19 protein-coding genes are annotated in these 18,178 nt (G+C 61.2%); 11 read left to right on the top strand and 8 right to left on the bottom strand.

The genetic code is table 11. The features are described from left to right. Nucleotides 1-83 precede the first annotated feature (83 nt). Nucleotides 84-1,448 (top strand): HlyD family type I secretion periplasmic adaptor subunit, encoded by a 1,365-nt coding sequence (locus J3P96_RS08070; protein ID WP_434656436.1) that lies wholly within the window; start codon nucleotides 84-86, stop codon nucleotides 1,446-1,448. 159 nt (nucleotides 1,449-1,607) lie between these two features. Here J3P96_RS08070 and J3P96_RS08065 read toward each other — a convergent pair whose 3' ends face one another. Together J3P96_RS08065 and J3P96_RS08060 are read right to left on the bottom strand one after the other, a co-directional pair. Further along, nucleotides 1,608-2,201 carry a tRNA-uridine aminocarboxypropyltransferase gene (locus tag J3P96_RS08065; RefSeq protein ID WP_434656435.1) on the bottom strand — a complete coding sequence of 198 codons (594 nt, stop codon included), beginning with the start codon at nucleotides 2,199-2,201 and terminating at the stop codon, nucleotides 1,608-1,610. 2 nt (nucleotides 2,202-2,203) lie between these two features. After that, on the bottom strand, nucleotides 2,204-3,097 hold the full coding sequence (locus J3P96_RS08060; protein ID WP_434572557.1) for a LysR family transcriptional regulator: 894 nt from the start codon (nucleotides 3,095-3,097) through the stop codon (nucleotides 2,204-2,206). Between the two features lie 344 nt (nucleotides 3,098-3,441). Between J3P96_RS08060 and speB the strand changes: the two genes are divergently transcribed. The 4 genes from speB (at nucleotide 3,442) to J3P96_RS08040 (ending at nucleotide 7,952) form a co-directional block, all read left to right on the top strand. Beyond that, nucleotides 3,442-4,392, top strand: coding sequence for an agmatinase (gene speB / locus J3P96_RS08055; protein WP_434656433.1), 951 nt, complete (start codon nucleotides 3,442-3,444; stop codon nucleotides 4,390-4,392). A gap of 9 nt (nucleotides 4,393-4,401) precedes the next feature. Beyond that, nucleotides 4,402-4,809, top strand: a complete 408-nt coding sequence (locus tag J3P96_RS08050) for a YybH family protein (RefSeq protein ID WP_434656431.1) — start codon at nucleotides 4,402-4,404, stop codon at nucleotides 4,807-4,809. A 51-nt stretch (nucleotides 4,810-4,860) separates the two neighbouring features. Further along, nucleotides 4,861-6,405, top strand: a complete 1,545-nt coding sequence (locus J3P96_RS08045) for a purine-cytosine permease family protein (RefSeq protein WP_434658123.1) — start codon at nucleotides 4,861-4,863, stop codon at nucleotides 6,403-6,405. 158 nt (nucleotides 6,406-6,563) lie between these two features. Further along, nucleotides 6,564-7,952: a sodium:solute symporter gene (locus J3P96_RS08040; RefSeq protein ID WP_434601499.1), complete on the top strand. Its 1,389-nt coding sequence runs from the start codon at nucleotides 6,564-6,566 to the stop codon at nucleotides 7,950-7,952. A 290-nt stretch (nucleotides 7,953-8,242) separates the two neighbouring features. Here the strand turns inward: J3P96_RS08040 and J3P96_RS08035 are convergent, their stop codons facing one another. Further along, nucleotides 8,243-8,371 (bottom strand): PA1414 family protein, encoded by a 129-nt coding sequence (locus tag J3P96_RS08035; protein ID WP_256222727.1) that lies wholly within the window; start codon nucleotides 8,369-8,371, stop codon nucleotides 8,243-8,245. A 139-nt stretch (nucleotides 8,372-8,510) separates the two neighbouring features. Continuing rightward, entirely contained in the window at nucleotides 8,511-9,404 is an 894-nt protein-coding gene (gene ptrR / locus J3P96_RS08030; protein ID WP_434656430.1) for a putrescine utilization regulator PtrR, read from the bottom strand. A 103-nt stretch (nucleotides 9,405-9,507) separates the two neighbouring features. Here ptrR and J3P96_RS08025 point away from each other — a divergent pair, with 103 nt between their 5' ends. Beyond that, complete coding sequence (locus J3P96_RS08025; RefSeq protein ID WP_434656428.1) at nucleotides 9,508-10,680, top strand: YbfB/YjiJ family MFS transporter; 1,173 nt, start codon at nucleotides 9,508-9,510, stop codon at nucleotides 10,678-10,680. Here J3P96_RS08025 and J3P96_RS08020 read toward each other — a convergent pair whose 3' ends face one another. Together J3P96_RS08020 and J3P96_RS08015 are read right to left on the bottom strand one after the other, a co-directional pair. Beyond that, entirely contained in the window at nucleotides 10,681-12,135 is a 1,455-nt protein-coding gene (locus J3P96_RS08020; protein WP_434656427.1) for an NCS1 family nucleobase:cation symporter-1, read from the bottom strand. 418 nt (nucleotides 12,136-12,553) lie between these two features. After that, complete coding sequence (locus J3P96_RS08015; RefSeq protein WP_305499513.1) at nucleotides 12,554-13,390, bottom strand: CvfB family protein; 837 nt, start codon at nucleotides 13,388-13,390, stop codon at nucleotides 12,554-12,556. A 318-nt stretch (nucleotides 13,391-13,708) separates the two neighbouring features. Between J3P96_RS08015 and J3P96_RS08010 the strand changes: the two genes are divergently transcribed. The 3 genes from J3P96_RS08010 (at nucleotide 13,709) to J3P96_RS08000 (ending at nucleotide 15,752) form a co-directional block, all read left to right on the top strand. Beyond that, nucleotides 13,709-13,897 carry a hypothetical protein gene (locus J3P96_RS08010; protein WP_018607615.1) on the top strand — a complete coding sequence of 63 codons (189 nt, stop codon included), beginning with the start codon at nucleotides 13,709-13,711 and terminating at the stop codon, nucleotides 13,895-13,897. A gap of 197 nt (nucleotides 13,898-14,094) precedes the next feature. Beyond that, nucleotides 14,095-14,805 carry a TorF family putative porin gene (locus tag J3P96_RS08005; protein WP_434572544.1) on the top strand — a complete coding sequence of 237 codons (711 nt, stop codon included), beginning with the start codon at nucleotides 14,095-14,097 and terminating at the stop codon, nucleotides 14,803-14,805. Between the two features lie 80 nt (nucleotides 14,806-14,885). Then, nucleotides 14,886-15,752 carry a DUF6279 family lipoprotein gene (locus tag J3P96_RS08000; RefSeq protein ID WP_434656425.1) on the top strand — a complete coding sequence of 289 codons (867 nt, stop codon included), beginning with the start codon at nucleotides 14,886-14,888 and terminating at the stop codon, nucleotides 15,750-15,752. 125 nt (nucleotides 15,753-15,877) lie between these two features. Here J3P96_RS08000 and J3P96_RS07995 read toward each other — a convergent pair whose 3' ends face one another. Then, nucleotides 15,878-16,270 carry a transcriptional regulator gene (locus J3P96_RS07995; protein ID WP_434656424.1) on the bottom strand — a complete coding sequence of 131 codons (393 nt, stop codon included), beginning with the start codon at nucleotides 16,268-16,270 and terminating at the stop codon, nucleotides 15,878-15,880. A 25-nt stretch (nucleotides 16,271-16,295) separates the two neighbouring features. Here J3P96_RS07995 and J3P96_RS07990 point away from each other — a divergent pair, with 25 nt between their 5' ends. Both J3P96_RS07990 and J3P96_RS07985 read left to right on the top strand, forming a co-directional pair. Next, nucleotides 16,296-16,433, top strand: coding sequence for a hypothetical protein (locus J3P96_RS07990; protein ID WP_434656423.1), 138 nt, complete (start codon nucleotides 16,296-16,298; stop codon nucleotides 16,431-16,433). 19 nt (nucleotides 16,434-16,452) lie between these two features. Then, the gene (locus tag J3P96_RS07985) at nucleotides 16,453-17,184 is read left to right on the top strand and encodes a DUF899 domain-containing protein (RefSeq protein ID WP_434656421.1); all 732 of its coding nucleotides are present in this window, start codon (nucleotides 16,453-16,455) and stop codon (nucleotides 17,182-17,184) included. 151 nt (nucleotides 17,185-17,335) lie between these two features. Here J3P96_RS07985 and J3P96_RS07980 read toward each other — a convergent pair whose 3' ends face one another. Then, the gene (locus J3P96_RS07980) at nucleotides 17,336-17,593 is read right to left on the bottom strand and encodes a BrnA antitoxin family protein (RefSeq protein WP_434656420.1); all 258 of its coding nucleotides are present in this window, start codon (nucleotides 17,591-17,593) and stop codon (nucleotides 17,336-17,338) included. Nucleotides 17,594-18,178: the final 585 nt, after the last annotated feature.

Below are 18,178 nucleotides of genomic sequence, written 5' to 3'. Positions count from 1 at the left end.
CGACGGCTTCGCCGCCGAGCGGGAGCAAGCTCCCTCGCCACAAAAAGCAGCACTGTGAATCTATTAATCAACGGGTACCGTCCATGCCAGCTCAAACACCTGATTCAGCCGCCCGAAGCTACTTCGGCAGTTTCAGCAAAAGCGCCGAAAGCGAGTTCATGCCGGAAACTGCCAGCGCGACGTTGCAGGACTCGCCCCGGCGTTCGCGCATCACGGTGTGGCTGGCCGCCGGGCTGATTGTCAGCGGGTTGGTCTGGGCCAAACTGGCCGTGCTGCAGGAAGTCACCACGGGCGAAGGCAAGGCGATTCCATCAAGCAAGATCCAGGTGATCCAGAACCTGGAAGGCGGCATTGTCACCGAGATTTTCGTGCGCGAAGGCCAGATGGTGAACAAGGGCGAGACCCTGCTGCGCCTGGATGACACGCGGTTCCTGTCAAACAAGGGCGAGAGCGAGGCCGATCGTTATGCCCTCACGGCCCAGGTCGAACGCCTGTCGGCCGAGGCTGAAGGGCGACCGTTCGCGCTGTCGGCAGAGGTGACCGCCAAGGCCCCGCAAGTGGCCGAGGACGAACGTTCGTTGTATCAACAACGCCAGAGGCGCCTGGCCAGCGAGCAACGCACCCTCACCGAACAGCTGCGGCAGAAAACCCAGGAACTCGCCGAGTTTCGCTCCAAACAAGGCCAGTTCAGCTCGGCCCTGTCCTTGCTGCAGGAAGAAATGAACATGTCGGCGCCGCTGGTGCGCACCGGGGCGGTTTCACCGGTGGAAATCCTCCGGCTCAAGCGCAGCGCGGTGGAGGCGCGCGGCTCACTCAACGCCACCACCCTGGCGATCCCTCGGGCCGAGTCGGCGATCAACGAGATCAAGAGCAAGATCGACGAATCGGAGCAGTCCTTCCGCTCCGACGCGGCCAAGGAGCTCAACGAGAAACGCACTGAACTGTCGAAAATCACCGCATCGAGCATCGCCATCGATGACCGGGTGACCCGCACCACCGTGGTCTCGCCGGTGCGCGGGGTGATCAAGCAGCTCAAGGTCAATACCATTGGCGGCGTGGTCCAGCCGGGCAGCGACATGGTCGAAATCGTCCCACTGGAGGACAACCTGCTGATCGAAGCCAAGGTCCGTCCGCAAGACGTGGCCTTTCTCCACCCGGGTCAGAAAGCCATGGTCAAGTTCAGCGCCTACGACTACACGATCTATGGCGGCCTGAGCGCCAAGCTCGAACTGATCGGCGCCGACACCATCACCGATGACAAGGGCAACAGCTTCTACCTGATCCAGGTGCGCACCGATAAAAACCATTTGGGCGGCGATGCCAAACCGTTGCTGATCATCCCGGGGATGGTGGCGACGGTGGACATCATCACCGGGGAGAAAAGTGTGCTGGATTACCTGCTCAAGCCGGTGCTGAAGGCGCGGACCGAGGCGATGCGTGAGCGCTGAGCCGGATTCCATTCAATCCGTGGCGAGGGAGCTTGCTCCCGCTGGGTTGCGTAGCAGCCCCGAGACCATTCACCTCGTTGGGTCAGGCAGACCGCGCCAGCAGGTTTTACGACGGCTGCGCCGCCGAGCGGGAGCAAGCTCCCTCGCCACAGGGTTCTTCTAACCTCCATGGTTTTTTTGGAAGATCTCCTCCCCCATCGCCGCGATCTGCCCCTCGATCAGCGCCTCGAACGGCCTCAGCAACGGCTCGAAACTTGTCGGTGCTTCGAGGATTTGCAGTGCCTGGACAATCGCCTCCACCGTCGACAACGCGCCCGGCCCGGGCGCCTTGCGCAAGCGGTAACGGGACACGCCGCCGTCGGCCAGGGTGACCCTCGGCAGCGCCGCCAGCAACGGGTTCAGGTGCAGCAGCTTGCGCGCCTTGCGCCAGGTGCCGTCGGGGACGACCAATAGCAGCGGGTCATCGCTGGGACCGTAGGCTTGCATCGGCTGCGCATCGTCGGCGGGAAACAACAACCGCGCCTGATAACCCGGTTGATCGAGCAACCTGGGCAAATCCTCGAACACCTCGCCGACGATCAATTCGGCGTTGTTCAGGCCCAACGCCGCCAACCGCGCCGTGTTCAAGGCATGGTTCACCTCGCTGGGATGCTGCAACAGCAGAACGCGGGTGCGGCTGTCGAGACTGGGGATCAATGGGCACAGGCAATGGCTTTGCGGGCGGTGGCAACGCGGGCATTGAATTCTGGACATGGTCAGGCCTGGTTCAGTTGAGCTTTGAGCAGATCACGGAAGGTCTGGATCAGCGGCTCGCGGCTGCGGCCACGGCGCACGATCATCGAAAACGGCGCCTGATAGCCAAAGGTTGCCGGCAGCAGCACGCGCAGATCGCCCTTGTCGACCCAGGCCTGGGCGTAGTGCTCGGGCAGATAACCGATGTAGGCACCGGACAGCACCAGAATCAGTTGCGCTTCCATACTTTCTACTGTCGCCGCGCTGTGCTTGAAGCCGTGGCGCGCCAGTTCGGCCTGGCTCCAGTAACCGCGCCCGACCATACGCTGCTGGGTAATGAGTTGCTCGGGGATGCGCCGTTCGTTGAATAACGGATGCCGGTTGCTGCAATACAACCAGTGCTGTTCGCGGTACAGCGGCATATAGACCAGCCCGCTCATGCGCGTGGAAAACGCGCCGATGGCCAGGTCCAGGCGATTGTCCTGCACGCCGAGTTGCAACTCGTAGGGGCTCATGACCGACAGGTGCAAATGCACCGCCGGGTGTTCCTGGCTGTAGGCGCCGATGGCTTCGGCGAATGGCAACGCCTTGTCGCTGACCGTCGAATCGATCACGCCCAGGTTCAGCGTACCGCGCAACTCACCCTTGAGCGCCGCGGCGTATTGCTCGAAACCTTCGAGCTCGCCCAACAGGCGCAGGGTTTCCTGATGGAACAGCTCGCCTTTGCTGGTCAGGCTGAACCCGCCCCGCCCGCGATGACAGAGCACCAGGCCCAGGGCCGATTCGAGTTGGCTCATGTAGGTGCTGATCGCCGACGTGGAAAGGTTGAGCTCGTGCTGGGCATTGGCAAACCCCTGGTGACGGACCACGCTGACAAAAATGCGCAGCAGTTTCAGGTCGGGTAGAGCGTTGGCCATGGGGGTATCTCCAGATCACACATATACAGAGCCTGCCGTGCTTTTGTGGCGAGGGAGCTTGCTCCCGCTGGGCTGCGAAGCGGCCCCAAAACCATTCACCTCGATGTATCAGGCAGACCGCGTTGGCTGGTTTTGCGATGGCTGCGCCATCGAGCGGGAGCAAGCTCCCTCGCCACAGAGGTTAATCGTCTGCCTCGGGATTGCGCTGCTGCGAAGTCTATCGCCCCACCCACCATTAGTTTAGAAAAATCTGAACTAAGTATTTGCCACCAGCGATTCTTCACCGCCAAGGCTTTTCGCAGAATCGGCCCCTAATAAATAAAACAAACGATGAGGCCCTACCCGTGGACAAGATTCTTCACCAACCACTGGGCGGCAACGAAATGCCGCGCTTCGGCGGCATCGCCACCATGATGCGCCTGCCCCATTTGCCCACCGCCGCCGGCCTGGACGCTGCCTTTGTCGGCGTGCCACTGGACATCGGCACCTCCCTGCGCGCCGGTACCCGCTTCGGGCCCCGCGAGATCCGCGCCGAATCCGTGATGATCCGTCCCTACAACATGGCCACCGGTGCCGCGCCGTTCGACTCGCTGTCGGTGGCGGACATTGGCGACGTGCCAATCAATACCTTCAACCTGCTGGACGCGGTGCGGATCATCGAAGAGTCGTACCACAAGATCCTCGAACACAACGTCATCCCCCTGACGCTGGGCGGCGACCACACCATCACCCTGCCGATCCTGCGGGCGATCCACAAAAAGCATGGCAAGGTCGGCCTCGTGCACATCGACGCCCACGCCGATGTGAACGATCACATGTTCGGCGAGAAAATTGCCCACGGCACCACCTTCCGCCGCGCCGTGGAAGAAGGCCTGCTCGACTGCGATCGCGTGGTGCAGATCGGCCTGCGCGCCCAGGGTTATACCGCCGAAGATTTCAACTGGAGCCGTAACCAGGGCTTCCGTGTGGTCCAGGCCGAAGAATGCTGGCACAAGTCTCTGGCCCCATTGATGGCCGAAGTGCGCGAGAAAGTCGGTGGCGGCCCGGTGTACCTGAGCTTCGACATCGACGGCATCGATCCGGCCTGGGCGCCAGGCACCGGCACCCCGGAAATCGGCGGCCTGACCACCATCCAGGCGATCGAGATCGTCCGTGGCTGCCAGGGCCTCGACCTGGTCGGTTGCGATCTGGTAGAAGTTTCGCCGCCGTACGACACCACCGGCAACACCTCGCTGCTGGGCGCCAACCTGCTGTACGAGATGCTCTGCGTACTGCCCGGCGTGGTCCATCGCTGAGGCGCCGCCATGAGCCATCGAGATCAGGTTCTCAAGGCCGCCGCCGAGCTGGTATCGGCCTTTGCCTGCAATGACCGCGAGGCTTACTTCGGCGCTTTCAGCGCCGATGCGAGCTTCGTGTTCTACACCCTCGAACAGCCGCTGCTGTCACGCGAGGCCTACCAGGCCTTGTGGGACCGCTGGCGCGCCGAGGATGGCTTCGAGGTGCTGCGTTGCACCTCGAGCAACGCCTTCGTCAGCCTGCAAGGGGACGTGGCGATTTTCATTCATGACGTGGCCACCGAGCTGCGCATGCAAGGGGAGCTGCACTTTAGCCAGGAGCGCGAAACCATCGTGTTTCGCCAAGAACAACAAGGCCTATGGCTGGCCTGTCATGAACATTTGTCCGCAATGCCGGAAGGGCTGCCACCCCCTTAGCCAAACAGGCGACGTTCACATCCGATGAACGCGCCTCGATGATCGGAGCAGATCATGAATAACAATAACGATAAAAGCCTTACGCAAATTGAAACCAACGGGGTCGAACAGATCCCCGACCACCAACGAACCGCCGGCCCGGGGGATCTGTTTCGACTGATCTTCGGCGGCGCCAACACCTTTGCCACCGCAGTGCTCGGCAGTTTCCCCGTGCTGTTCGGGCTGTCATTCCAGGCCGGGGTCTGGGCCATCGTGCTGGGGGTACTGGTCGGTTCGATTATCCTCGCGCCAATGGGCCTGTTCGGTCCGCTCAACGGCACCAACAACGCCGTGTCCTCGGGTGCGCATTTTGGCGTCCATGGGCGAATCGTCGGCTCCTTCCTGTCGCTGCTGACCGCCATCGCGTTCTTCTCGCTGTCGGTGTGGAGTTCGGGCGATGCGCTGATCGGCGGCGCCAAGCGACTGGTCGGCGTACCGGAGACCGACCTGAGCCTGGGCCTGGCCTACGGCCTGTTTGCCCTGCTGGTATTGACGGTGTGCATCTACGGCTTTCGTTTCATGCTGTGGGTCAACCGCATCGCCGTATGGGCCGCCAGCCTGTTGTTCCTTTTGGGCATCTTCGCCTTCGCGCCGAGCTTCGACAGCCAGTTCGCCGGCACGGTCAGCCTCGGCCAGCCGGGCTTCTACGCCGCCTTCATCGGCGCGGCGCTGGTGGCCATGAGCAACCCGATTTCCTTCGGCGCGTTCCTCGGCGACTGGTCGCGCTATATCCCGCGCAACACGCCCAAGTCACGCATCATGCTGGCGGTCATCGCCGCTCAGTTGGCCACGCTGATCCCGTTCCTGTTCGGCCTCGCCACCGCCACCATCGTCGCGATCATGGCGCCGGACTACATCGCCGCGAACAACTACGTGGGCGGCCTGCTGGCGGTCTCGCCGGGCTGGTTCTTCCTGCCGGTGTGTCTGATCGCGGTGATCGGCGGCATGTCCACCGGCACCACCTCGCTGTATGGCACCGGGCTGGACATGTCCAGCGTGTTCCCACGACTGCTGTCGCGGGTCAAGGCGACGCTGCTGATCGGCGTGCTGTCGATCGCCTTCATCTTCATCGGGCGCTTCGCCGCGAACTTGGTGCAGAGCGTCTCGACCTTCGCCGTGCTGATCATCACCTGCACCACGCCGTGGATGGTGATCATGATCATCGGCCTGCTGGTGCGCCGTGGCTTCTACTGCCCGGACGACCTGCAAGTGTTCACCCGTGGCGAAACCGGCGGGCGCTACTGGTTCAGCCATGGCTGGAACTGGCGCGGCCTGGGGGCGTGGATTCCCAGCGCACTGGTGGGGCTGTGCTTCGTCAACCTGCCCGGGCAATTCGTCGGGCCGTTGGGAGAGCTGGCCGGTGGCATCGACATAAGCCTGCCGGTCACCCTGGGGCTGGCCTCGGTGGTGTACCTGCTGTTGCTCGGGCTGTTTCCGGAACCGGCGGCGGTGTATGGGCCGCAGGATCCGCGAGGCAAGGATGCTGTCTCGCCGAGCGCTGAACCTGTGGCGAGGGGATTTATCCCCGCTGGAGCGCGCAGCGGTCCCAAACCCTGACACCTTGGTGTGCCTGACGGATTGAGTTGACTGCCAAGGGGGCTGCTGCGCAGCCCAGCGGGGATAAATCCCCTCGCCACGACGGCATCGCTCGACCCCATCTGTCCATGGCGCCATCTCGACTTCCTATAAAAAAAGACAACCGGAGACACGCCATCATGGCCTTGGATTTAATCGTCGTTCTCATCTATGCCACCGGCATGATCGCCCTGGGCTGGTATGGCATGCGCCGCGCCAAGACCCGCGACGACTACCTCGTCGCCGGGCGCAACCTCGGTCCGGGTTTTTACCTGGGCACCATGGCCGCCACCGTGCTGGGTGGCGCGTCGACCATCGGCACCGTGCGTCTGGGCTATGTCCACGGCATTTCCGGCTTCTGGTTGTGCGGCGCCATCGGCCTGGGCATCGTCGGGCTGAGCCTGTTTCTCGCCAAGCCGTTGCTCAAGCTGAGGATCTACACCGTGACCCAAGTGCTGGAGCGCCGCTACAACCCGGCCGCGCGCCATGCCAGCGCGGTGATCATGCTGGTCTATGCGCTGATGATCGGCGCCACCTCGACCATCGCCATCGGCACGGTCATGCAGGTGCTGTTCGGCCTGCCCTTCTGGGTTTCGATCCTGGTGGGCGGCGGCGTGGTGGTTCTTTATTCCACAATCGGCGGCATGTGGTCGCTGACCCTGACCGACATCGTCCAGTTCCTGATCATGACCATCGGCCTGGTGTTTCTGCTGATGCCAATGTCCATCAGTGACGCTGGTGGCTGGGACGCGATGGTAGCGGCTTTGCCGGCGCGTTATTTCGATTTCACCGCCATCGGCTGGGACACCATCCTCACGTATTTCCTGATCTACTTCTTCGGCATCTTTATCGGCCAGGACATCTGGCAACGGGTGTTCACCGCCCGCAGCGAAGGCGTGGCGAAAGTCGCTGGCACCGCGGCCGGCCTGTATTGCGTGCTCTACGGCCTGGCCGGTGCGCTGATCGGCATGGCCGCCAAGGTCTTGCTGCCGGACCTGGAAAACGTCAACAACGCCTTCGCCAGTGTGGTGCAAACCAGCCTGCCCAACGGCATTCGTGGCCTGGTGATCGCAGCCGCGTTGGCGGCATTGATGTCCACCGCCGCAGCAGGCCTGCTTGCGGCATCCACCACGGTGGTCCAGGACTTGCTGCCCCGCTTGCGCCAGGGCCGTGAAAGCGGCGACGGCGACGTTCACGAAAACCGTATCGCGACCCTACTGCTGGGCGCGGTGGTATTGGCTATCGCCTTGGTCGTCAGCGACGTGATCAGCGCCCTGACATTGGCCTACAACCTGCTGGTCGGCGGCATGCTGATCCCGCTGATCGGGGCGATCTACTGGAAACGCGCGACCACCGCCGGCGCGATCACCAGCATGTCGCTGGGCTTCGTCACCGCGCTGTTCTTCATGTTCAAGGATGGACTGGATGCGAACACGCCGATCTACTACAGCCTGAGCGTGGCGTTGGTGAGCTTCGTGGTGGTGAGCCTGCTGTCGCCACGGTCGGAGGTGGTGGCCAAGGCGGTTTGATCAGGTAGCAGAAGAGTTTTCTTCGAGGGGTATGGCGTCGGCGGCCATGCCCCTTTTTTGCCAAATCGATCCCCGTGGCGAGGGAGCTTGCTCCCGCTGGGCTGCGCAGCAGCCCCAAGATGCATCTATCACCACGGTGTGTCAGACGTGACGCCGGGGCCCGCTGCGCAGGCCAGCGGGAGCAAGCTCCCTCGCCACAGGAGGGCTCATGACACAAATAAAAAAGATCGCAGTCTCGGGCCGTTTCAATTGAAACGGCCCGAGACTGCGATCTCTCCAAAAAAGTGGGTTTACCGGCGGCGCGGCTGGCGGCGGCGTTGCTCGTCGTCGGTGCGGATCGGGATCGGCTGCATGGGCGGTTCGATCAGGCCGAGCGCGACACCCAAGTCGTGAAGCCAGTTCTGGATTTTCTCTTTCATCGTGGTGCCCCCTCAGGGTGGTGCGAGCGGCAGATTTCTGTGGCCCCTTCGCACTGATAATAGTCCGAAGTCCTACGCAATGCTCGTTACAGATTGCAATGATCTGTTACTGAATTGATCCAAATCCCACGCTGGGAGTTCAAGCCGATTGCGCCGTGATCATTGGCGCCCGCGGCCACGCTTGTTGCTGCAACTCGATCCAGGCTTTCAGGTTGGCGCCGACCATGCCTTTGCGCCACATCAACCACGTCGTCGCGCTGGCAAACGGCTCGGCCAACGCATGCACACTTACCCGTTCCCGACCCGGCAGGCTGGCGAGCATCGACTCGGACATCAGCGCCACTCCGGAGCCGGCTATCACACAGGCCAGCATCCCCTGGTACGACTCGATTTCCATCGCCCGGCCCATGGTCGCATGATCATGGGCGAACCAGGCTTCCAAGCGCATCCGGTACGAACAGCCACGCCGGAAGGTGAATACCGCACGGCCTTGCACGTCCAGCGCGCTGCGCACCGGTGGATGGTCGGCCTCGGTGATGAGCACCAGCCGCTCGTCGCACAACGGCACGCCATCCAGCCCGGCCAACTCCAGCGGACCGTCCACCAGCGCCGCATCGAGGCGATTGGTGAGCAGGCCTTCAAGCAATTCTCCACTCGGCCCCGATTGCACTTGCAGGTTCACCGCCGGGTAGGCCCGGTGGTAAGCCGCCAGCAAGTCCGGCAGATGGGTCGCCGCCGTGCTGTACATCGTGCCCAACACAAAATCCCCGGCCGGCTGGCCGCCCTGCACCGCCGCATGGGCTTCGTCATGCAGGGCGAACAGCTTGGTCGCGTAGTCCAACAGGACTTTTCCCGCAGGCGACAACCGCAAACGCTGACGCTCGCGCAGGAAAAGATCCACGCCCAGTTGCTCTTCGAGCTGCTTGAGCCGGGTCGAGAGGTTCGATGGCACCCGGTGCAGGCGCTCGGCCGCCCGCGTGATGGAACCTTCCTCGGCCACGGCCTGGAAAATCCGTAACTGGCTGAACTCCACGACACTCTCCAAAAAAGAACAAGTTGCTCACTATTATTCATTTTTAATGAAAGTCAATCGGTTCTAGCCTGACGGTCAATCACCTCGACGCCGGAGATCGACCATGTCGCCCCTGATTCGCCTGCTCGCCAGCTTCATTGCCTTGATGATGGCCATGGGCATCGGCCGATTCGCCCTTACACCGCAGTTACCTCATTTGATCGGCGAAGGTCAGGTCGACTTGACCGCCGCCGGTCTGATTGCCGCCGCCAACTATCTGGGTTACTTCCTCGGCGCTCTGGACGCCATGTTCGCCCGTCGCGCCGAACAGGTTCAGCGACGGCTGTTGGGCGGCCTGTGGTTATGCGTGCTGCTGACGCTGGCGTCGTTCTGGGCCTGGGGCTTCTGGCCGCACCTGGCGCTGCGCTTTGGCACCGGCGTGGCGAGCGCCTGGGTGATGGTGATGATCACCGCGTTGAGCCAACCCTTGGCGGCGGCAGCGGGACGGCCTCGGCTGGGCGCGTTGGTCTTTGCCGGGCCGGGCATGGGGATTTTTCTTACGGGCTTGCTGGCCCTTGGCTCGAACCTGTTGGGCCAGACATCCGCCACCTTGTGGCTGGTGTACGCCGGCGCGGCGCTGCTGATGTTGCTGGTCATCCTGCCGGCCCTGCCGAAACCCGCTCCGGCGGCCACTCTCGCAGCGCCAGTCGTCACTTCCGGCAGCAGCGGCATCGCCCGGCTCTGCGTGGTCTACGCCTTGTATGGCGTGGGCTACATCATTCCAGCGACGTTCCTATCGCAGATGGCTTCGGCGCAATTTCACGGGCAATGGCAGGCCGACCTGTTCTGGCCCTGCTTCGGCCTGGCCGCCGCCACCGGTGTGCTGCTGGTGAGCCTGCGCCGGCCAAACCCGAACACCACCAGTCGCTGGCTGATGGCGACGTTGTGGCTGCAAGCCGCTGGCGTGTTTGCCTGCCTGCTGGGCAGCGGCACGGGCCTGGCCCTGGGCGTGTTTCTCTGTGGCGCGCCGTTCCTCGCCTGCATGCAGCTGATGGTGATGCGTGCCCGGGAACTGGCCCCCCACGCGACCCAGCGCAACATCGGCCTGCTGACCGCGTGTTTTGCCATCGGCCAGCTCAGCGGCCCCCTGCTGGCGGCGCTGAGCAGCCATTTCAGTGGCGGCCTGCAACCGGCACTGATCGTCGCCGGCAGCGGACTGCTGTTGGCCGGCGGACTGTTGCTGCGGCCCGCCAGACGTGGCGCGGCGAGCCCCTGCGCGCAGACCGCCCTGCGCTGATCAGGCCTGGCCAGCCGGGTTGAACGAGGTATTCAGTTGTAGGGCTGGCTCACGCCGCGCCAAGGCGAAATACAGCACCCCGCCGAGGAAACAACCGGTGAACCAGGCAAAGTTGGCCATCGGTTGCAGCAGCGGCGTGAAGGTGATCGCCACGCCCATCAGCGTCGCCGGAATCAACGCTTTGACCGCCGTCCAGTTGATGCCGCCGCTGTAGTAATAACGCCCGCTCGGCCCATCATTGAACAGCGCGTCGACGTCGATCTGCTGCTTTTTGATCAGGTAGTAATCCACCAGCAAGATGCCGAACAACGGGCCGATAAACGCCGCCAAGACGTCCAGGGTGTAGTGGATTACTTCAGGATTGTTGAACAGGTTCCACGGCGTGATGAAAATCGAGGCCACCGCCGCGATCATGCCGCCGGCGCGCCAACTGATCTTGCTCGGTGCCACGTTGGCGAAGTCGAAGGCCGGGGACACGAAGTTGGCGACAATATTGATGCCGATGGTCGCGGTCACAAAGGCAAACGCCCCCAGCAACACCGCTACGTCGTTGTCGATGCGCGCCACGGTGGCGATCGGGTCATGGAGCATTTCGCCGAACACTGGCAACGTCCCGGACACAATCACCACGGTGACCAGCGAGAAGGCCAGGAAATTTACCGGCAGCCCCCAGAAATTGCCCCGTCGCACATCAGACATGCTTCGGCAGTACCGGCTGAAATCACCGAAATTCAGGGTCGGGCCGGAAAAATACGAGACCACCAGGGCTGTTGCCACGATCACTTGGCCGAACGCCTGCCAGCCAGACAAGGATTTCTCCGCCAGGGTAAAGCTGATGTTACTCCAGCCGGCCTTCCAGACGATCCAGCCGGCCAACAGGAACATCACCGCATACACCACCGGCCCGGCCCAGTCGATAAAACGACGGATCGACTCCATGCCCGTCCAGAACACCAGCGCCTGGACAAACCACAACCCGAGGAAACCGAACCAGCCCAGGTAGGACAAACCGGCAAAATGCGGCGTTGCGTAGGCTTCCATCGACGGAAAGAACCGCAGCACGACAATGATCAGCGCGCTGGACGCCAGATAGGTCTGGATGCCATACCAGGCCACGGCGATCAGGCCGCGGATTACCGCCGGAATATTCGCCCCAAACACGCCGAACGCCAGCCGGCATATCACCGGATAAGGCACCGCCGCCTGTTGGCTCGGCTTGGCGACCAGGTTGGCGATCAACTGCACAATGCAAATCCCGCCGAGCAGCGCAATGAGTACCTGCCAACTCGCCAGGCCCAGAGCGAACAGGCTGGCGGCAAACACATAGCCGCCGACGCTGTGCACGTCGCTCATCCAGAACGCAAAGATGTTGTACCAATTCCATTTCTGCGGCAGCGGCCCCAGGTCTTCGTTATAGAGACGGGGGCTATAGCCGTTGGGCAATTGCTCGGACATTGCGGGGCTCCTTTTGAGTACCGCCGTGCCCCCGAATTGATTGTCCACCACACTGCGCACGGGAGCCGGCATGGTTTGTATACGGGTTGCTACGCAGAATGCGTGCCACAGGCGCAAGATCCGAGACAAACCGCGGTTTGCAGAGCAAGGGAAGGCCGAGCGAGCACCGGCATGCGCCCACGAACGGGGCGCGGGTGCATGCTTAGGGTGCAGATTTTTTTGTATACAGATAGCAGGTAAGCACTGCTTTTGTGGTGAGGGGATTTATCCCCGCTGGGTTGCGGAGCAACCCCAAGACAGCCGTCTCAATTTTTCTGGCAGATCACGGTGAGAGGAGTTAGGGGCACTTCGTGCCCCAGCGGGGATAAATCCCCTCGCCACAGGAAACCCTGCCAAGGTTCCATCGCTTTAAGTGCGATCAGCTCAACTCAATACGATCCGCATGAATAACAATCTGCCCATTCTTGTACAGCGCGCCAATGGCCTTCTTGAAGTTGCCCTTGCTCACGCCAAACAGGCTGCTGATCAGCGCCGGGTCGCTCTTGTCGCTGACCGGCAGCGTGCCGTTGTTATCGCGCAACTTGGCGAGGATCTTCGCATTGAGGCTGGTCGCCGCTTCCTGGCCCACTGGCTGCAAGCTCAGGCTGATCTTGCCGTCCGGGCGGATTTCCTTGATGAACCCCTTCTCCTGCATGCCGGCGCGCATGAACTTGAAGATTTCGTTCTTGTGGATCAAGCCCCAATGCTTGTTGTTGATGATTGCCTTGAAACCCATGTCAGTGGCTTCGGCAACCAGCAGATCGACTTCCTGCCCTGGCGTGTAGTTGGCCGGGGTCTTGTCCAGATAACGGTCCAGGCGCGCCGTTGCGGTGATGCGGCGGGTGTGTTTGTCGAGGTAGACGTGTACCACGCAGTATTCGCCGGCGGTCATCTGGCGTTTTTCTTCGGAGTACGGCAGCAGCAGATCCTTGGGCAGGCCCCAATCCAGGAACACGCCGATGCTGTTGACCTCAACCACTTTCAGGCTGGCGAACTCGCCCACCTGGACTTTCGGTTTTTCCGTGGTAGCGATCAGTTTGTCGTCGCTGTCGAGATAAATGAAAACATTGAGCCAGTCTTCATCTTCACTCGGAATATCCTTGGGGATATATCGGTTAGGCAGCAGGATTTCGCCGTCCGCACCGCCGTCCAGATATAAACCGAAGTTGGTGTGCTTAACCACTTGCAAACTGTTGTAACGCCCGACTAAAGCCATTTCCAGATACCCTCATTACGTGGGCGGCATTCTACCCGGTTTTGCCGCGTGATTCGTGGTCGCCGGTGCAGCCATTGATTTTCCTGGGTTTTCAGTGAGGGAGCGGCCATTCGTCAGACGCCGGCTAGGGCGAATCGCCCCATTTCGAGCCCGAACCACGTCAAAGGTTGTTATTTAAAACAGTGGCTTAGGGCGATAAACGTACATAAATCGGTAATATTTCCGGCCTCGCTGCGCTATATTCCGGAGGGATATTTACCAAGCAATTGTCAAGTATTTCCTGTACGATGCCTGGCCCAATTAATTATCCATAGGTTAATGGCCGTCATGCGCGTAAAAGCATCCAACAGCAAAGCAAAGCCAGCTCCAGCCGTTGAAACCAGCGAGTCGATCAACGACCAGATCGCTGCGTTCCTCAAGTCCGGCGGTGAAATCCAGCAGATTGCCAAAGGTGTCAGCGGCCAGACCTTCGGTCCGTCCAAGCAGATCAGCCTGGGCAAGAAGTAATCCCCGTTTCACCTGGTCCCAAAGCGCTTTGAATCTCGAAGCGCTTGGACTGGAACCTCCCTCGCTTGATCCCCTTCACGCATAAATCGACGAACGGCCATCGCTGCCGGGTATTCGCCGGTATGCTTGCACCTCTCTAGCTCAAGCGTTTCAGCTTGGTTACGATTCCCTGCTCCTCGCTATTCATGGAGTGAAGCATGCGCATTCCTGTTGTCCTGCTGACGTTCAGCCTGCTCGCTTGCCCCGCTTCTTATGGGCAGGTGTTCCAGCGCGAGCTAGGCGACTTCGATCTCAAACTCGGCACCACACCCAGCCGCAGCATGGCCCAAGGCCTGGTCACGCCGTCGAGCACCGGCTCGTTCCACGGTGGCCTGGACCTGAGCCATGACAGCGGTTGGTATGTCGGCCAGTGGTCACCCAGCGCCGGCGTATCCGCCGACCTTGAGATCGATTCCTACATGGGTTTCAAACAACCCTTCGACCAGACCCTGGGCTATGAAGTCGGCTTGATCCACTACAGCTACCCTACCGTCGACACCCTCGACAGCCAGGAATTCTACGGCGGCCTGACCCTGCTCGGCAGCCGCTTCGGCGCCGCCTTGAGCAACGACCCGGACAAACAGAACAGCACCCTGTTCGCCGACCTGGGCGGCAACGTGCCGTTCGGCATTGGCATCAGCGCCAAATACACCACCCACCAGCTCAACTCGCCTGTTTCCGTGGATAACGGCTACGTCAGCAGCTTCAGCGACTGGTCGTTGAAAATCTCCCGCCCATGGAAAGGCATCGACCTGGACCTGATCTACAGCGACTCAAGCCTCAGCGGCAGCAGCTGCTCCGCCTACTCCGGCCACAACAGCGAATGCGACAGCTTGCTGACCCTCAAGATGGCCCATCCTTTTTACTAAGCGTTACTTATTAATCGGCTGAACTGCCGCGCGCCTGCCATGCTCAAACAAAGCACCTCCGCCTTCGCAAGGACTCGCTCATGTCGCGCTGGTTAACACGCACCGCCATGTTCATCGCCCTGCTGCTGACACTCACCGCTTGCAGCCGCGTCGGCCTGGCCTACCGCAACCTCGACCTGATCATCCCCTGGACCCTCAACGATTACCTGGAGATCAACGGCGAGCAGAAAGACTGGTTCAACGACCGCCTCAAGGAACACCTGAGCTGGCATTGCACCACCCAACTGCCGGGTTACCTGGATTGGCTCGATCGCCTCAAAACCATGGTGCAGACCGACCAGGTAACCGACGAAGCCCTGCAGCAACGCACCCGCGAAGCCAAGGCCGCGATCGCCGAAACCGCCCGGGAAATCACCCCATCGGCCACCGAACTGTTACAAGGCCTGAGCGATGACCAGGTGGCCGACATGGACGCCGCCTTCATCAAGGATCAACGCAAACGCCAGCGGGACTACCTCAAGCCGACCTTGCAACAGCAGATCAAGGAACGTGCCGAGCGCATGGAAAAACGCCTGAACGACTGGATCGGCCCGCTCAACGACGCCCAGCGCCAACGCGTACAAGCCTGGTCCACCGCGCTTGGCGACCAGAATCAGCAATGGATCGCCAACCGCGCACACTGGCAGAACCAGTTCAGCGAAGCCGTCGCCCAACGCCACAGCCCCGACTTTCCAAAACGCATCGAGCAATTACTGGTGAACCGCGAAAGCCTGTGGACGCCGGCCTACCACGAGGCCTACAACAAAACCGAAGCCCAGGCCCGCAGCCTGTTGGTGGACCTGATGGCACAGAGCACCCCGACGCAGCGTGAACAGCTGTTGAAGAAGATTGACGGAGTGAAAAAGGATTTCAGCGATTTGAAGTGCCTGAAAGCAGCACGATCTTAAAGACCACTGAGATCCAATGTGGGAGCGAGCTTGCTCGCGATAGCGGTTCGACAGGCAACATATCTGTTGAAAGTTAGATCGCCATCGCGAGCAAGCTCGCTCCCACAGTGTTCAGTGAGCATATGTCAGGCAATCTGCGCCTTCGAAGCCAGATCATCAAAAGTAAACTCATCCAGCGCATCTTCCTGCTCATCCAGCACCTGGCGCGGATGATCATTACCCGGAATGCTGCTGTCGATCAGGCTCAACAACCGCGAGCCACGTGGCGTCAGCACAAAATTCTCGCCATTGCCGCCCTCTTCCTCCGGCCGCGGCTCGATATAACCACGCTCCAGCAGCAGTTTTTCATACTCCCCGGCAACCGCTTTCAGATGATCGAGGTTCTCGATGTCCTCGCCCTGAGCTGCCTTTTGCGCCGCGTACTGCTCCGCATAGGGCCGAGGGGTAAAACTGTGGCCGGCGCCGTTTTGCACTTCGTGCAGCAACCGTTCGATCAAGTCCCAGTTATAAGTCGTCATCCTGGTCCATCCTCTAGAGAGTGAGATGCCTACTCAGTTTGTGACCGAGGCGGTGCGGCGCCGTTCAGCCGGGTTTACCGGCGGCGTCTTTCCCACGCCGACCAACGGTTTGTCGAATCCGCCGGCCGCCAAACGACTAGCCAGTGCAATCGCCGATCAATGAGTCTCTGAGGAGAAGCCCCATGAACATCGAGCACCATCCGGTCGTCTCGCGGGAAGCCTGGCTCGCCGCCCGCCGCGAACACCTCGCCCACGAGAAAGCGTTAACCCGCGAACGGGACAAACTCAGCGCCGAACGCCGCGCTCTGCCCTGGGTAAAAGTCGAAAAACCCTACCGCTTCCAAGGCCCCCACGGCGAACTGAGCCTGGCCGACCTGTTCGGCGGCCGCAGCCAACTGATCATCTACCACTTCATGTTCGGCCCCGGCTGGACCGAGGGCTGCCAGGGCTGCTCGTTCCTGTCCGACCACATCGACGGCGCCAACCAACACCTGGCCCACCACGACGTCGCCGTCGTCGCCGTCTCCCACGCCCCGTTCGCCGAATTCCAGCCATTCAAACGGCGCATGGGCTGGGCCTTCGACTGGGTCTCCTCGGCAGGCTGCGACTTCAACTACGACTTCGGCGTAAGCTTCAACGCACAAGACAGCGCCGCCGGAACAGCCACCTACAACTACGAAAAAACCGACAGCGCCGAAAGCGAACTCCCAGGCCTGAGCGTCTTCTATCGCAACGAAGCCGGCGACATCTTCCACACCTACTCCACCTACGCCCGCGGCCTCGACATCCTCGTCGGCACCTACAACTACCTCGACCTCACGCCAAAGGGCCGCAACGAAGCCGAAATCATGGACTGGGTGCGCCACCACGATAAATACCAGGAAGCCAAGCCCCACAGCTGCTGCCATGGCTGACGCGCCAACCACCCGAAGTCGAGCACCGCCCCGTGGCGAGGGAGCTTGCTCCCGCTCGACTGCGCAGCAGTCGCCTTCTGTGCCTGGACGCAAATAGCGGAGCAATGAAGGGAGGCGACTCGTAGCGAGGCCATTTCCTAGCGCGAATAGTTCATTCCCGGCGGCCCTGCTGGGCCTGCATGTATTGGCGAAGGAGCTGATTAATGCGTGTCTGATAACCCGTGCCCTGCCCTTTGAACCACTCCAGCACATCAGCATCAAGGCGAATAGTCACCGCCTGCTTTACCGGTACCCGAAGCTCGGCACAGCGGAAGAAATCCTCACCCAGTTCCGGGATATCGCTGGTATCAATATCCGCGTCATTCAACTTGGCCAAGCGCTCCCAGTCAGTTTTCGACGTATTCGACATAACGTGTGGCCTCCGTTTCGTGGCTTTTCGGGCGAAGAGATGCGGAGCACATTGCCCCGCCGTTCGATGTACACAATCACGAGCCGAACAGTGCCGATCGTTCGACGCGGAGCCCCTCCTCTGGGCAAAGACTACTGGTGAAACCGGCCTTCTGAAATCAGACGCATCCCGTATGGAAGTACGAAAGATCCTGCACAGAGGTTGAAACATCCTACGAAACGGACAGATAACAACAGCTCGCAATGGACACGGAAACTTGTTCACCATCACAACGAATACCAAGACGCCAAGCCCTACGGCTGATCCGGTTAAGAACAATCGCAAATCAAGCACCGCGTCCGTGGCGAGGGAGCTTGCTCCCGCTCGACTGCGCAGCAGTCGCCTGCTTTAAGCCGAAAGATGCCAAGCGAAACGCCCTACATGAAGCTCGGAAAACGGTGTCTTGTGGCGATGGAGAAGGTCGGCCTATAGTCCTTCGTCGCCCACAAGGCGACTCGGGTTTGGCGACCCGATTACAGAGAATGCGAAAGCTACCGGCTGATTGCAGGTACCGACGCATCCGCAAAGCCGCTATATTCCACGGCG

Origin of the sequence: Pseudomonas sp. R3-56 (assembly GCF_051132075.1) — a bacterium.
Classification (GTDB): Bacteria; Pseudomonadota; Gammaproteobacteria; order Pseudomonadales; family Pseudomonadaceae; genus Aquipseudomonas.
This window is presented reverse-complemented; position numbering and strand designations above follow the sequence as displayed.